The 14,153-nt window shown below is 64.9% G+C and carries 18 protein-coding genes and 1 riboswitch; of the genes, 7 read left to right on the top strand and 11 right to left on the bottom strand.

Going from position 1 to position 14,153, the window contains the following annotated elements:
* The first annotated feature begins 91 nt into the window (after positions 1 to 91).
* Complete coding sequence (gene fae, locus RB623_RS18120; RefSeq protein WP_308058313.1) at positions 92 to 631, top strand: formaldehyde-activating enzyme; 540 nt, start codon at positions 92 to 94, stop codon at positions 629 to 631.
* A 45-nt stretch (positions 632 to 676) separates the two neighbouring features.
* Here the strand turns inward: fae and RB623_RS18125 are convergent, their stop codons facing one another.
* Positions 677 to 1,042, bottom strand: a complete 366-nt coding sequence (locus RB623_RS18125; protein WP_308058447.1) for a VOC family protein — start codon at positions 1,040 to 1,042, stop codon at positions 677 to 679.
* A 108-nt stretch (positions 1,043 to 1,150) separates the two neighbouring features.
* Here RB623_RS18125 and tldD point away from each other — a divergent pair, with 108 nt between their 5' ends.
* From tldD to RB623_RS18140, 3 genes are all read left to right on the top strand, one after another.
* The gene (gene tldD, locus RB623_RS18130; RefSeq protein ID WP_308058315.1) at positions 1,151 to 2,566 is read left to right on the top strand and encodes a metalloprotease TldD; all 1,416 of its coding nucleotides are present in this window, start codon (positions 1,151 to 1,153) and stop codon (positions 2,564 to 2,566) included.
* A gap of 158 nt (positions 2,567 to 2,724) precedes the next feature.
* Positions 2,725 to 3,075 (top strand): nuclear transport factor 2 family protein, encoded by a 351-nt coding sequence (locus tag RB623_RS18135; protein ID WP_308058316.1) that lies wholly within the window; start codon positions 2,725 to 2,727, stop codon positions 3,073 to 3,075.
* Between the two features lie 54 nt (positions 3,076 to 3,129).
* A complete protein-coding gene (locus RB623_RS18140; protein WP_308058317.1) occupies positions 3,130 to 3,630 on the top strand; it encodes a peptide deformylase in 501 nt (166 codons plus the stop codon).
* Positions 3,631 to 3,702: 72 nt separating this feature from the next.
* On the opposite strand, the gene RB623_RS18145 is transcribed toward RB623_RS18140, so the two are convergent.
* From RB623_RS18145 to RB623_RS18175, 7 genes are all read right to left on the bottom strand, one after another.
* Entirely contained in the window at positions 3,703 to 4,218 is a 516-nt protein-coding gene (locus RB623_RS18145; RefSeq protein ID WP_308058318.1) for an RES domain-containing protein, read from the bottom strand.
* Positions 4,211 to 4,582, bottom strand: a complete 372-nt coding sequence (locus RB623_RS18150) for an MbcA/ParS/Xre antitoxin family protein (protein ID WP_308058319.1) — start codon at positions 4,580 to 4,582, stop codon at positions 4,211 to 4,213. Before RB623_RS18150 ends, RB623_RS18145 begins: the two co-directional genes overlap by 8 nt.
* A 67-nt stretch (positions 4,583 to 4,649) precedes the next feature.
* Complete coding sequence (locus tag RB623_RS18155) at positions 4,650 to 5,888, bottom strand: class I SAM-dependent RNA methyltransferase (protein WP_308058320.1); 1,239 nt, start codon at positions 5,886 to 5,888, stop codon at positions 4,650 to 4,652.
* A complete protein-coding gene (locus RB623_RS18160; RefSeq protein WP_374121697.1) occupies positions 5,885 to 6,652 on the bottom strand; it encodes a TlyA family RNA methyltransferase in 768 nt (255 codons plus the stop codon). The genes RB623_RS18155 and RB623_RS18160 overlap by 4 nt, the downstream gene beginning before the upstream one ends.
* A 702-nt stretch (positions 6,653 to 7,354) precedes the next feature.
* Positions 7,355 to 7,711, bottom strand: a complete 357-nt coding sequence (locus tag RB623_RS18165; RefSeq protein WP_308058321.1) for a hypothetical protein — start codon at positions 7,709 to 7,711, stop codon at positions 7,355 to 7,357.
* 116 nt (positions 7,712 to 7,827) lie between these two features.
* Positions 7,828 to 9,741 (bottom strand): 1-deoxy-D-xylulose-5-phosphate synthase, encoded by a 1,914-nt coding sequence (gene dxs, locus RB623_RS18170; protein WP_308058322.1) that lies wholly within the window; start codon positions 9,739 to 9,741, stop codon positions 7,828 to 7,830.
* Positions 9,742 to 9,876: 135 nt separating this feature from the next.
* On the bottom strand, positions 9,877 to 10,797 hold the full coding sequence (locus RB623_RS18175; RefSeq protein ID WP_308058323.1) for a pirin family protein: 921 nt from the start codon (positions 10,795 to 10,797) through the stop codon (positions 9,877 to 9,879).
* 74 nt (positions 10,798 to 10,871) lie between these two features.
* On the opposite strand from RB623_RS18175, the gene RB623_RS18180 reads away from it, so the two are divergent.
* On the top strand, positions 10,872 to 11,084 hold the full coding sequence (locus RB623_RS18180) for a hypothetical protein (RefSeq protein WP_308058324.1): 213 nt from the start codon (positions 10,872 to 10,874) through the stop codon (positions 11,082 to 11,084).
* Complete coding sequence (locus tag RB623_RS18185) at positions 11,081 to 11,284, top strand: type II toxin-antitoxin system RelE/ParE family toxin (protein WP_308058325.1); 204 nt, start codon at positions 11,081 to 11,083, stop codon at positions 11,282 to 11,284. Before RB623_RS18180 ends, RB623_RS18185 begins: the two co-directional genes overlap by 4 nt.
* Before the next feature lie 152 nt (positions 11,285 to 11,436).
* Here RB623_RS18185 and RB623_RS18190 read toward each other — a convergent pair whose 3' ends face one another.
* The 3 genes from RB623_RS18190 to RB623_RS18200 are packed head-to-tail and all read right to left on the bottom strand — an operon-like array spanning position 11,437 to position 12,947.
* Positions 11,437 to 11,727, bottom strand: a complete 291-nt coding sequence (locus tag RB623_RS18190) for a DUF2277 domain-containing protein (protein ID WP_308058326.1) — start codon at positions 11,725 to 11,727, stop codon at positions 11,437 to 11,439.
* A gap of 39 nt (positions 11,728 to 11,766) precedes the next feature.
* On the bottom strand, positions 11,767 to 12,018 hold the full coding sequence (locus RB623_RS18195) for an exodeoxyribonuclease VII small subunit (protein WP_308058327.1): 252 nt from the start codon (positions 12,016 to 12,018) through the stop codon (positions 11,767 to 11,769).
* 2 nt (positions 12,019 to 12,020) lie between these two features.
* On the bottom strand, positions 12,021 to 12,947 hold the full coding sequence (locus tag RB623_RS18200; RefSeq protein WP_308058328.1) for a histone deacetylase family protein: 927 nt from the start codon (positions 12,945 to 12,947) through the stop codon (positions 12,021 to 12,023).
* Positions 12,948 to 13,056: 109 nt separating this feature from the next.
* Positions 13,057 to 13,239: riboswitch (cobalamin riboswitch) on the top strand.
* Between the two features lie 44 nt (positions 13,240 to 13,283).
* On the opposite strand from RB623_RS18200, the gene bluB reads away from it, so the two are divergent.
* Positions 13,284 to 14,003, top strand: a complete 720-nt coding sequence (gene bluB / locus RB623_RS18205; protein WP_308058329.1) for a 5,6-dimethylbenzimidazole synthase — start codon at positions 13,284 to 13,286, stop codon at positions 14,001 to 14,003.
* The last annotated feature ends 150 nt before the right edge of the window (positions 14,004 to 14,153 follow it).

A 14,153-nucleotide genomic window follows, 5' to 3' on the forward strand; every position in this document is an offset into this window, starting at 1 on the left:
ACCCGCCGGACCGGTTTTCCGCCCGCCCATCGGCCGTTGGTTCCTGACCGGCGGCACAACGAACCATAACCGTGCAATCGAGAGGAAATTCATGAGCGACATCTGGCTGCGTACTGGCGAAGCGACCGTATTGGCGGCGGAAGGCCAGGCCACCGACGCCATGCCGGAAGTCGTCATCGGCTCGATACGGGGTCCCGTCGGCCAGGCCCTTGCCTCGATGATGGGACAGGTCAAGGGCCACACGCGCATGTTCGTGGTGCGCGACCTCAACCAGGCAGTCAAGCCGCCGACCATGATGACCACCAAGGTCACCATCAAGAGCATGGCCTATGCCGAACTGCTCGGCGGCGTGGTGCAGGCCGCGATGGGCGACGCCATCGTCGATTGCCTCGCCGAAGACATCTTCCCCCGCGACCAGGTGGACGATCTGTGCATGATCATCACGGTCTGGCTCGATCCGCGCTGCGCCGAGGATGAGAACCTCGACCGCAAGGATCTCTACCGCACCAACTACGAAGCCACGAAACTGGCCATCGCCCGCGCCATGAAGGGCGAACCGACGGTCGAGGAGCTGATCGCCAACCGCAAGACGGTCAAGCATTATGCGCTGGACGGCGTCATCGATTATTGAGGTGGGGGAGCCTGCGGTAGCAGGCTCCCTGAGCCGGTAGGCGGTCTACTTCGGTTCGAACAGTTCTACGACATTGCCCGAAGGGTCTTCGCAGAGAATCTGCTTGCCGCCCGGCCCTTCGACGATGTCGTTGCGGAACCGCACGCCCTGCTCGCGCAAGGCGGCGCTGAAGCGCGGAAGATCCTCGACTTGCAGCACGAAGCGGTTCCAGCCACCCGGCTCCGGCGTGCGGCCATCCGGCATCGGTCTTGCGGCGGAGGCGGTCGGACCGGCGAGCCAGAGCGTAAGGCCGTCGCGCGTCAGGATCGCTATCGTAGGACCGAATTGCTGCTTCACGGTAAAGCCCAGATGCCGCGTGTAGAAGGCGGCCGCTGCTTCGACATCGCTGACCATATAGCGCACAGTAACCATCATACCGCCTCCTCGATCGTGATCGAACCGCGGCCCATATCCGCGCTTGTGCTGGAAAGTGGCGCTCGGAGAGACTAGATCAATCCCTTCGCAAAGCGAGACCTCAGAATGCCTACGCCGCTGACCCAAAAATTCGACATCCCCGAGAGCCGCCTGAAGGAGATCGTCGCCGACACCATCCGCGGCGCCGACGACGGCGAGCTTTTCCTCGAATACAGCGAGAGCGAAGCGCTGATGTTCGACAATGGCCGGCTGAAGACCGCCAATTTCAACACCGGGCAAGGGTTCGGCCTGCGCGCGGTGGCGGGCGAGGCGACCGGCTATGCGCATTCGAGCGAGCTTTCGCACGCAGCCCTTCTGCGTGCCTCCGATGCCGTCTCGGCGGTGAAGGGCGGCTATTCCGGCACGCTGGCCGAGGCGCCGCCGCGCACCAACCGCCACCTCTATGGCGAAGAGAACCCGACCGGGTCGCCCTCCTTCGAAGGCAAGGCAAACCTCTTGCAGGAGATCGACGCCTGGCTGCGCGCCGAAGACCCGCGCGTGCGGCAGGTGACGGCGTCGCTGGTGTCGTCGTGGCAGCAGGTCGAGATCGTGCGCGCCGACGGACAGATGGTGCGCGATATCAGGCCGCTGGTGCGCATGAACATCTCGGTCGTCGCCGGCGAAGGCGACCGCCAGGAATCCGGCTCCTACGGCATGGGCGGGCGAAAAGGTTTTGGCGAGTTCCTGGTCGAGGACAGCTGGAAATACGCCGCCAAGGAGGCGCTGCGCCAGGCGCTGGTCAATCTCGAAGCCATCCCGGCGCCGGCGGGAACCTTCGACATCGTGCTGTCTTCCGGCTGGCCGGGGGTCATGCTGCACGAGGCAGTCGGGCACGGGCTGGAAGGCGACTTCAACCGCAAGAAGACCTCGGCTTTCGCCGGGCTGCTGGGCCAGCAGGTGGCCGCAAAGGGGGTCACCGTCGTCGATGACGGCACGATTTCCGAGCGGCGCGGCTCGCTCACCGTCGACGACGAGGGCACACCGACCAACCGCACCGTGCTGATCGAGGACGGAAAACTCGTCGGCTACATGCAGGACCGGCAGAACGCCCGGCTGATGGGCATGGACGCCACCGGCAACGGCAGGCGCGAGGGCTATGCCCACCAGCCGATGCCGCGCATGACCAACACCTACATGACCGCCGGCGACCATACGCCGGAAGAAATCATCGCCTCGGTGAAGAACGGCGTCTACGCCGTCTCCTTCGGCGGCGGCCAGGTCGACATCACGTCAGGAAAATTCGTGTTCGGCTGCACCGAGGCCTACATGATCGAGGACGGCAAGGTGACGCAGCCGATCAAGGGCGCCATGCTGATCGGCAACGGGCCGGACGCCATGCATCGCGTCTCCATGGTCGGCAACGACATGAAGCTCGACACCGGCATCGGCATGTGCGGCAAGGCCGGCCAGGGTGTGCCGGTCGGCGTCGGCCAGCCGCATCTGCGCATGAACCAGATGACCGTCGGCGGGACGCGGGTTTAGCAGCCACGCCTCCTGTGGTAGCTTCGCCGGCATGACCTCCCGTAGGGTGAGTGTCGGCTTGGGGCTCCACCATGAAATGTCACGCACTCGCCGGCGGCTTGTGCCTTCTTGCGTCTTTCGTCGCACCCGCCCTGGCCGATGACGCGGCCGAAATCCGTATGCGTCTGCACAACTGGGCGGAGGATTTTAGCGCAGGCCGCGCCGACGCCGCCTGCGGGCTGTTCTCCAAGGATCTGGTTTCCGATATCCAGGGCCAGGGCGAAGCCGGCTACGAGACACGCTGTAAGCTCATCTCCAAGGTCATGCACGATCCGGCGCGCAAGTTCCGCTATGCCGCCGACGTCAAGGAAGTGATCGTCGAGGGCGACCTCGCTGTCGTGCGGCTGCAATGGACACTGACGATCTCGCCGGGCGACGAGACCTCGACCGAGTCTGGGCTCGATGTCTTTCGCAAGGAAGCGGATGGCGTCTGGCGCATCGTGCGCTTCATGGCATTCGAGAATCCCTAATCCGGTCGGTTGATTTGCCCGGTCGCTGGCAATCGAGAAGAAGCTGAGCAGCGCATGTCGGTCCGTCCCATTGTCCGATTCCCCGACGCTCGGCTGAGGCTCGTGGCCGAAGCCGTCGAGTTCTTCGACAGCGATCTCAGGAATCTCGCCAACGACCTTCTCGAAACGATGCGGGCAGCGCCCGGGATCGGGATCACGGCACCTCACATCGGCGTTTCGAAACGCGTGGTGGTTCTTCAACTCACGACCGGGGAAGCGCCGCGCACCTATGTCAACCCGGTCATCACCTGGGTGTCGGCGGACACCATCCGGCAGGTCGAGGGGAGCGTTTCCATGCCCGGTGTCACCGAGGAGATCGAGCGGTATCGGGCGGTCCGCGTCGCCTACCAGGACACCGACGGCAACGCGCAAGTCGAGGACGCCGATGGATTGCGCGCCGTCTGCCATCAGCACGAGATCGACCAACTCGACGGCGTCTTCTGGCTTCAGCGGCTGTCGCCGCTGAAGCGCGAGCGGCTCATCAAAAAGTACCGCAAGCTGGAGCGGAACGCATAAGGGCGCATATGTGGCGACAATCGATAGCCCACCGTGCTTGTAAGGGTGTGTGGGCACGGCGCTACTGGACAGTCATATCCACGACGCCGGCGATTTCGGCAGCCGCCCTTCCGGATCGATGATTTCCAGCCTCGGCGCGACGCCGGTGTTCCACCGCCACAGTGCAACGCAGGTACCGCCCGGCGACATGAAGGACGGATAGATCACGCCGTCCATGCCCTCATCCAAAAATCGCTCGCGCAAGACATGGGTTTCCGGAACCGCGCCTGCATCCATGATCGCATGCCATTCGCAGCGATGGATGTCGGCCGATAGGCCGAGCCGCGCCATTTCCGCAGGATCGGTAAGGTCGGCCAGTTTCGCGCCGGTCAGTTCGAACCGGGCGATAAGCGCTGGATGCTGGACAAAACCCTGATTGTATTCCGCCCAGGCGGTCGAAAGTTCGCGTGCCGCGTAGATCGTCGGCGCTCCTACCGGATTCCAACGGCCGCCGAACCGAGCCGCGCCCTCCCCCGATAAAGGCAGATAGGACCAGCGTGGAACGAAGGCGCGCCACAGCGTCAGGCCGGGCGGCTGTAGTTCAGGCATAGACGCCGGAACGCACAGCCTCCAGATAGGCGAGGACCTTGTCCGCCTTGCCCTCCGAGACAAGGTCGTAAGCCGTCTTGCCTGCCCAGCCGGGGATCGGCTGGTGCTTGAACCAGATCGCGGCGCGGTCCTCGCCACCCGCCATCTCGCTCGCCATCGCCAGGATGCGCACGACCGGGCTCAGCGCCGAATCGACTTTTCGCGCGCCGGTCTTGGCGACCAGCGTGTTGCGGGCGACGCCGATCATGCCCGCCAGCTCGGTCAACGTCACGCCAAGGCGCTCGGCAACGTTTCGCGCCGACAGGAAAGGCGTATTTTCCGCGCCGAAGCGGGCCGTATAGGTTTCCAATGCCACGCTGCTCATGACATGTTCCTTACGCAAATTGATACCGTCGCGCTCAATATGCGATCAAACAGCGCCACTTTCAAGCCTATCGCCGCCGTCTCGGCTTTTCCAGCAGGGCAACCGCCTCGACGTGCGGGGACCACAAGAACTGATCGACCGGCGTGACGCTCTTCAGCGCATAGCCGCCGTCGATCAGGATGCACAGGTCGCGGGCGAGCGTCGCCGGATTGCACGAAACTGCGACGACGTAAGGCACGTCGGACCGGGCTATCTGCTTCGACTGGTCCTCCGCCCCGGCACGCGGCGGGTCGAACAACACGCCGTCGAAGGCATTCAGTTCCTTAAAGGTCAGCGGGCGGCGGAACAGGTCGCGCTTCTCCACCGTCACCCGGCGCAGACCGGGCGTCGAGCGGAAACCGCGATCCAGCGCCGCAAGCGCCGCGGCATCGCCCTCGACCGCGTGGACATCGGCTGTCTTAGCCAGCCGCAGCGCGAAAGCCCCGGCTCCGGCGAAGAGGTCGGCGACCTTCTTCGCACGCTTCAGATGAGCGGCCGCCATGCCGGCCATCGCCTCCTCGGCAGCCTCCACCGCCTGCAGAAAGCCGCCGGGCGGCGTGGCGACGGTCGCCATGCCGAATTGAACCACCGGCTTCCTGGGCTCGATGACGATCTCGCCATCGACCGACAAACGCGCAAGCTTTTCGCGGATCACAAAATTCGAGGCGAGCCGCCGTGTCGCCTCGGAGAGCGGCCCGGCGCCGTCGATCGCGATGTCGAGCCCCGACGCGGTGTGCGTCGCCATGACATGGAAGGCGTCGCGGTTGTTGCCGACGAGCGAAGCCAGCGCGCGCAGCATCCCCAGCGCGGCCTCGATCTCCGGCAGCACGACCGGGCATTCGGCGATATCGATGATCGTGTGCGAAGATGCCCGGTTGTAGCCGAGCACAGCGCCGTTCTCGGTGCGTCTGGCCGAGAAGACGGCGCGGCGCCGTGACCTCGGCTGCCCCGGAACGAGGTCGGAAACCGCTTGCTCGATTCCACGGGAGGCGAGCGCCTGGGCCACCTTGTCATGTTTCCAGGCGCGATATGGCTTTTCCGCCAGATGCTGGATCGCGCAGCCGCCGCACTCCGTGAAATACCGGCAGGCCGGCTCGACCCGGTTCGGCGAGGCCTCCAGCAAGGCCATCAGCGTTGCCTTTCCACCCTCGACAGCCGCGTTGACGCGCTCGCCCGGCAGCGCGAACGGCACGTAGACCGGCCCTTGCGCGGTGTCGGCCACGCCGTCCCCCTGCCCGCCGAGGCGGTCGATGACAAGGTTCGTCATGGTCGGTCCTTGATCCCGCCAAGCAGGAATTCGCGGTTGCCGTCACCTCCGGCTATCGGAGAATCGTGAAGGCTGAGCACCCGCCATCCCGGCATGCCATCCAGCCATTTTGCAACTGTATTCGCCACCAATGGCCCATCTTCGGGATTCCTGAGGATGCCGCCCTTGCCGATCGCGTCGCGTCCCGCCTCGAATTGCGGCTTGACCAGGAAAAGTCCTTTCGCACCCGGCGCAGCCAGCGAAAGCGCCGGCGGCAAAGCAAGCTTCAGTGAAATGAAGCTCACGTCGGAGACGATGAAATCCGGCGTCGATCCTTCGAGATCAGCGACGGTCAGCGCGCGCGCATTCAACCCTTCGCGAACGCTCACGCGGGGATCGGCGGCGAGCGCGGGATCGAGTTGGCCGTGGCCAACATCGATCGCAAAGACCCGCGCTGCCCCGCGCTCCAGCAAGACCTGGGTGAAGCCGCCGGTGGAAGCGCCAATATCCAGCGCCGTCGCGCCGGCCGGGTCGAGGCCAAAATGGTCGAGGCCCGCGACAAGTTTCAGCGCCGCGCGGGAGACGTAGGCGCGGGCGGGATCGTCGACCTCGATCCCGGCCGAGACATCGACGGCGGCACCCGGCTTCGTCGCCACCACGCCTTGGACCTTCACCGTCGCCCGCTCGACCGCGTCGCGAGCACGCGAACGGCTGGCGAAAAACCCGCGCCGGACGAGAAGTTCGTCCAGCCGCATTCTTCTGTCCGTCGTCGTTTCCGCCATCATCCCGTCTCCTTGGCGAATGCTGTCGACGAAGGCAAGCGGACCGGTTGGCGACGGCACAGCATCGATCCTTGCCACGCTGCGGAAATCCGCCCTGGCCATTGAGTGGAAATCTCCCTTCCGGGAGGTGGGAAGCGGGGCGCAGGGCCGAGCCTCACAAAGTTAGAAACGTGGCGCGAACCCTGCGCCCCGCCGGCGTTCTTGCCCGACCGCTGATACCGCTCACTCGTTCCGGAGCGTGTCGTCGCGATCTGGGGCCCGGGTCTCAAAGCTCTCGCCAAGCCGCGCACCGTTACGCGGCCACCCCGGCGCCGACGCCCTCCCTGATACCCGGTGCGCACCAGGTTCCCGCGAGAGCGATGAGCGCATTATGCGGGCGCCTGAAGGGGTGGGGATCACTCACGCCGCTTTTTTCGGAGGATCGTCGGTATCGAAGAACCGCCTCCGAGCAATTTCAATGGGTTGGCAAAGGCGAAAACGGTGTCGGCAAGATTTTTTTTCGCGGCGGCGAGTTTTCCATCCCCTCTTTCGCGGTGCCGGCGCTAAAGCATGTCGCGTCTTATCTGCTCCATTCTGCCGGTGACGGTTTGGGCCAAGGTCGAGGGCTTCGTCGCAGGTCGGGCTGGTGGCCCGGACAAGACGAGGCCCGAAGGATTTGGCCCTAACCGTCACCGGCAGAATGGAGCAGATAAGGCGCGACATGCTTTAATATTCTATGACGCGGGCTGCGTTGCCCGACGGACCCGCCTGGCGCTCGTCAGTTGCCGGCTTCGGGTCGCCGGAAGGGACCGGGATCGATCCTGACGGCGCCGCCTGCGGCCCGGAATCCGAAGTGAGTATCCGCCATGATGCGGCGCGATCCTCCCGGCTGCGCTGTTCCGGCGGTATCATGAAGGCCGGCTGCTGACCGTACTCAAAACCGGGGCGGATGTCGCCGATCCTAGCAGCGATGACGTCCATCGCCGCCTTCTCAAGCTTCAGATCGTATTTGGGCGCGTCCATTGCCGCCGCCGACAGCGCCGGCAGCACAGCCGCGCCGAGAACCAGATACCTGCCCGCCATGACACCCTCTCGCCGGGGCGGGACTATGCCGAAGGCACATGAACAAGCGGCCAAAAAACACGGTAATCAAAAGGCAAATCGCCGCCGGCAAAGTTGACCTGCGCCGAAAATCGCCCTTAGGCGGTGGCCGAGCGCACCTCGCGGCCGAGCGCCTGAAAAACCGTCGCGACAATGCCGGCGCTGTCCAGGCCGGCGTCGGCATACATCTTTTCCGGCTTGGCATGCTCGACGAAAACGTCGGGCAGGATCAGGGGGCGAATCTTGAGGCCACTATCGAGCAGGCCCTCGCGGGAGAGCAGATGCAGCACCTGCGCGGCAAAGCCGCCGATGGCGTTTTCCTCCACGGTGATCAGCACCTCGTGCTCGGTCGCCAGGCGGCGCACCAGATCCTCGTCGAGCGGCTTTGCGAAACGTGCGTCGGCAACCGTCGCGGAAAGGCCCAGGGCCCCCAGTTCCTCGGCGGCCAGCAGGCAGTCCTGCAGCCGCGTGCCGAAGGACAGCAGCGCCACCTTCGTGCCCTCGCGAATGATGCGGCCCTTGCCGATCTCCAGCACGCTCCCGCGCTCCGGCATATCCACGCCGACGCCGTTGCCGCGCGGATAACGGAAGGCGATCGGGCCTTCGTCATAGGCGGCGGCGGTGCGCACCATGTGGCGCAGTTCGGCCTCATCGGCGGCCGCCATGACGACGAAGCCCGGCAGGCTGGCGAGGTAGGTCGTGTCGAAGGCGCCGCAATGGGTCGGGCCGTCGGCCCCGACGAAGCCGGCGCGGTCGATCGGGAAGCGCACCGGCAGTTTCTGGATCGCCACATCATGCACGACCTGGTCGTAGGCGCGTTGCAGGAAGGTGGAATAGATCGTGGCAAAGGGTTTCAGCCCCTCGGCGGCGAGGCCGGCGGCGAAGGTGACCGCATGCTGCTCGGCGATGCCGACGTCAAAAGTTCGAGACGGAAAGACTTCGCCGAAAAAGTCCAGCCCGGTGCCGGACGGCATGGCGGCGGTGATGGCGACGATCTTGTCGTCCTCGCGTGCCTCGTGGATGAGGCTGTCGGCGAAGACTTTCGTATAACTCGGTGCATTCGCTGGGGCTTTCGCCTGCGCACCGGTGATCACGTCGAACTTGTTGACACCGTGATATTTGTCGCTGGCCGCCTCGGCCGGGCCATAACCCTTGCCCTTCTGGGTGACGACATGGATCAGCACCGGCCCGCCGTAATTGTCACGGACGTTCTTCAGCACTGGGATGAGGTGCTCGAGATTGTGCCCGTCGATCGGCCCGATGTGATAGAAGCCGAGCTCCTCGAACATGGTGCCGCCGGTGACGTAGCCGCGGGCATGCTCGACGGCGCGGGTGATGGCGCGGTCGGCGCGCTTGCCGAGATAGGAGGTCAGCTTCTTGCCGAAGTCGCGCAGGCCGACATAGGTCTTGCCGACTGCCAAACGGGCTAGGTAGGCGCTCATCGCGCCGGTCGGCGGGGCGATCGACATGTCGTTGTCGTTGAGAATGACGATCAGCCGGGCGTTCAACGCGCCGGCATTGTTCATTGCCTCATAGGCCATGCCGGCAGACATGGCGCCGTCACCGATGACGGCGATCACATTGTTCTTGTCGCCCTTGAGATCGCGGGCCACCGCCATGCCGAGGCCGGCGGAAATCGAGGTGGAGGAATGGGCGGCGCCGAACGGGTCGTATTCGCTCTCGGCGCGGCGGGTGAAACCCGACAGCCCGCCCTCGCTGCGCAGCGTGCGGATGCGATCGCGGCGGCCGGTCAAGATCTTGTGCGGATAGGCCTGGTGGCCGACATCCCAGATCACACGGTCGGCGGGCGTGTCGAAGACGTAGTGCAGCGCGACCGTCAGTTCGACCACGCCAAGACCGGCGCCGAGATGGCCGCCGGTGATCGAGACGGCGTCGATCAGCTCGGCACGGAGCTCGTCTGCAAGCTGGCCGAGTTCGCTTTCAGGCAGCTTGCGCAGGTCGGCGGGAATGCGGACCTTGTCAAGAAGCGGCGTTTTGAGCGGTTGGTTCAATTTTCTTGCGCCTGCGGCCAGGTTTTTTAGCCTGGATGTCGTTGGTATTCGGGTCGAACCGACCTCGAAGTCAAATATCCTGATCGGAGATAATGACTAATGCATGCCCTGTAAATGCGGGCGGTTGACGCGGCATCACCCTTCCGGCAGCGGGATGAACTCCTCCTCGTCGCCGGGCACGATGTCGAAGCGGCCGGTCTTCCACTCGTTCTTGGCCTGCTCGATGCGCTCCTTCGAGGAGGAAACGAAATTCCACCAGATGTGGCGCGGCGACCCGAGCGAGGCGCCGCCGAACAGCATGAAATGGGCGCCGCGCTCCGACGACACGACGATCTCGTCGCCGGGCCGGAAGACGAGCAGGCGGTCGGACGGGAAGCGGTCGCCGGAAATCTCGACCTCGCCGTCGAGCACGTAGATGGCGCGCTCCTCGGCCTCGGCCGGGATCGACACGCGGGCGCCGGGGGCAAGCGAAATGTCGGCGTAGAGCGTTTCGCTCGCCGTGTGCACCGGGGATTTCAGGCCGGAAAAGCTGCCGATGACGACGCGGCCCGAAACACCGGCATCGTCGAAGACGGAAAGCGCGGCGCGGCCGGTGTTTTCGAAACGCGGCGCAACTTCTTCCTTGTCCTCCGGCAGCGCGATCCAGGTCTGCAGGCCCGACATCGACATCGGCGCGCCGCGAAGTTCTTCCGGCGTGCGCTCGGAGTGGACGATGCCGCGCCCCGCCGTCATCAGGTTCACGTCGCCGGGCTCGATCACCATCTCGGTGCCGAGCGAATCGCGATGCCTGATCTTTCCGTCGAACAGGTAGGTGACGGTGGCCAGCCCGATATGCGGATGCGGGCGCACGTCGATCGCCTTGCCGGCGCGCAGGATGGCCGGGCCCATGCGGTCGAAGAAGATGAAGGGGCCGACCAGCCGGCGCCTTGAGGTCGGCAGGGCGCGCCGCACCTCGAAGCCGCCGATGTCCTTGGCGTTGGGGATCACCATCAGTTCGATGGCGTCGCAAGCGAAGGCGTCGCCGGGCTGCGGGTCGTTTCCGGGAAAGAAGCTCATGGCGGCGCCTCCTGTGCGGTCTCGGCTTTCACGTTTCCCTCTTCTAGCGTATTCTGACGGCCATGAACGATCTTTTGCGAAAAGCCGTCGAGGCGGTACGGCGCCTGCCTGACGCGGATCAGGAGCAGGTCGCGCGTATGATGCTAACCATCGCCGAACGCGATGCCGTCGAGGACATCGACGCCGCGCATCTGCCGGATGTCCTGGAAGGCCTCGCGCAGATGCGGCGCGGCGAATTCGCGACTGAGGCGGAGGTCGCGGCCACATTCCGCCGGTTCGGCGCATGAAGCTGCGGCTGACACGCCGCGCCAACGACAATCTCGCAAGTATCGCCGACTATTTGAAAGCGCGCAGCCCGCAAGCGGCGCGACGCGTTCGATCAAGTATTTTTTCGTCTTTTCAGTTGCTTACAGCATTTCCCTTCGTCGGTCGCCGACAGTCGACGGAGGGTGTACGGAAACTGGTGACGACCAATATGCCTATCTGATCTACTACGCTGTGGACGAACCGAACGATACGATTGTCGTTTTGAGCGTCAGGCATCCGGCGCAAGAGCGCGAATACGAGGACGAGTAGGCGGTCCGACCCGCCGGCGCTTGGATGTGGACTGAGGCTGCGGGTCGTTTCCGGGAAAGAAGCTCACTCGAAAACGATCTCCGGCTGTTTTGAGAAGCGCTGGGCCGATCTGGCGCGCGCCTTGACGGCTTCTTCCTCGCGGTCCTTCGGCGGCTGGGTGGTCTCGAGCGACACGAGGAGTTGCTTCGCGGCGGCGGCGATGCGTTCGACCGCGAGATCAAAAACATCCTCGTTGCGCTTCGACGGCTTGTTCGCCCCGCTCAGCTTGCGAACAAATTGCAGCGCCGCGTCATGGATTTCGTCATCAGTCGCGGGCGGATCGAAATTGAACAGCGTCTTGATGTTGCGGCACATGATTGCCTCCTTTCGGCAGGCAAGGCTGCCGAGGTAACGTCACTCCCCATCCAAGGGCTCCACACCCACAGGCTTGCCCTCGCGGGAAAGGCGAATCTTTTCAACCTTGTCCTCGGCGGACTTCAACAATCGGTCGCAATGCGATTTCAGCGCCTCGCCGCGCTCGTAAATGCGGATCGACTGGTCGAGCGGCACGTCGCCGCGTTCGAGATCGTCGACGATCTTCTCCAGCGCGTCGAGCGCTTGCTCGAAACTCATGGCCTTGATGTCGGCGTTCGGTTCCTCGGCCATTCTCATCCTCTCATCATGCGACGGACATGGGCGGCGACCGAGGAGGACAGGCCTTCCAGGTCGTAGCCGCCTTCAAGCAGGCTCACCAGCCGGTTGCCGGCGCTTCTTCCCGCGCGGTCGAGCAACTGGCCGGTCGCCCAGTCGAAATCTTCTTCGGTCAGATAGATCTCGGCCAGCGGATCCCGGTGGTGGGCGTCGAAGCCCGCCGAGACGATGACCAGGTCCGGCTTGAAATTGTCGATGGCAGGCAGCACTCGGGCGCGGAACGCCTCGCGAAAAAGGTCGCTGCCGGTGCGCGGCGACAGCGGCGCGTTGACGATATTTCCCACGCCGGTCTCGTCCCTGGCGCCGGTGCCGGGATAGAGCGGCATCTGGTGGGTCGAGCAGTAGAGCACGCTGGGGTCGTCCCAAAAAATGTCCTGGGTGCCGTTGCCGTGGTGGACGTCCCAGTCGACGATGACGACGCGTTCGGCACCGTGGCGCTTTTGCGCATGGCGGGCGGCGATCGCCGCGGTGTTGAACAGGCAAAAACCCATCGCCGTGGTCTTCTCGGCATGGTGCCCGGGCGGGCGGGCGGCGACGAAGACATTGTCGGCGCTGCCGCCGAAGACGTCGTCGACGGCGGCATTGGCCGCGCCGACGGCGCGGATGGCCGCCTCCCAGCTCTTCGGACTGACGGAGGTGTCAGCGTCGATCGAACGGATGCCGGTTTCGGGGATCGCGGCGCGGATCTTTTCGACGTGCCGCTCGGGATGCGCGTAGGTCAGCGTCTGTTCGTCGGCCTCCGGCGCCTCCTCGCGGACGAGGTCGGCGAAGGCATCGTCCTCCAGCACGCGGGCGATGGCGCGCAGCCGGTCCGGCCGCTCGGGATGGCCCGGCGGGGTCAGATGCTCGAGGAAGACCGGATGCGAATAGAGTTTCGTGGCCATGTCCCGATATAGGCGCAGCCGCCGTCAAAAACTATGTGGGCCGGCGGGATGGCTGGGGAAAACGCCTTGGCCGCGTCGCGTTCGGGTGATGCAGCCGCCCGCAAATCGCGCTAGAGATTTTCCGTCAGGTGCCCGCCACAAGCGGGAGAATCGGGAACACGGTGAAATTCCGTGGCGCGCCCAGCGCTGTGAGAGGGATCGGTCCGGCAGACGCCACTGTTGTTCGCAACGGGAAGGCGCCGGCCCAGGATGAACTCGAGCCAGAAGACCGGCCCGGCAGATGTTTTCCTCCGCATGGTCGGGCGGACGGAGTCTTATCGTCGCCGGGGACATGCGATGCCGACTGACCACGCAACCGACCGCAACGCCTTCGAAGACGATGCCCGGGAGGCCGTTTACCGCGCGATCTTCGGCCGGCGCGACGTGCGCAGCCATTTCGTTCCCGGCGCGATCGACGACGCCGTGCTCGCGCGGCTGTTGCTGGCGGCCCATCATGCGCCGTCGGTCGGCTATATGCAGCCGTGGGATTTTGTCGTCATTCGCGACGCCGCGCGGAGGCAAAAGGTACGGGACCTGTTCCTGGCCGCGCGGCAGCAAGAACTGCCGCTGATGGCCGATGACAGGCAGGCGCTCTATCGCATGCTGAAGCTCGAAGGCATCTGCGAAAGCGCACTCAACCTGTGCGTCACCTGCGACCGGAGGCGTGCGGAAAACGCGCCGCTCGGCCGCTCGCGCAATCCGGACATGGACCTGTTCAGCACGGTGTGCGCGGTGCAGAATTTCTGGCTGGCCGCGCGGGCCGAGGGTATCGGCGTCGGCTGGGTGAGCATTTTCGACACGCCGGCGCTGAAGGCGCTGTTGAAAATCCCGGACCATATCGTGCCGGTGGCCTATCTCTGCGTCGGAAAGGTTTTGGAATTCGCGCCGCGGCCCGACCTTGAAGCCAGGGGATGGGGCCAACGGCTGCCGCTCGCCAGCCTGATCATGAGCGAGGTGTTCGGCGGCGAGGGCGAGGTATCGCTGAAACAGGCGGTCGAGGCGACGATGCCGGAATAAGCCCGCACCATTCCAGCCCATCGGGAAAACCGTGCGCGAAGTCGCTAGCGTGCGCACGGACCGCAGCCGGCCCTGCCGACGTCTTTGTCATTCACGCAATAGTGTCGAGTGCTACCACGATCGGACCACAGTCCGGCGCGTAGTCTCGGC

The organism is Mesorhizobium sp. LHD-90, from assembly GCF_030929505.1.
Taxonomy (GTDB): domain Bacteria; phylum Pseudomonadota; class Alphaproteobacteria; order Rhizobiales; family Rhizobiaceae; genus Kumtagia.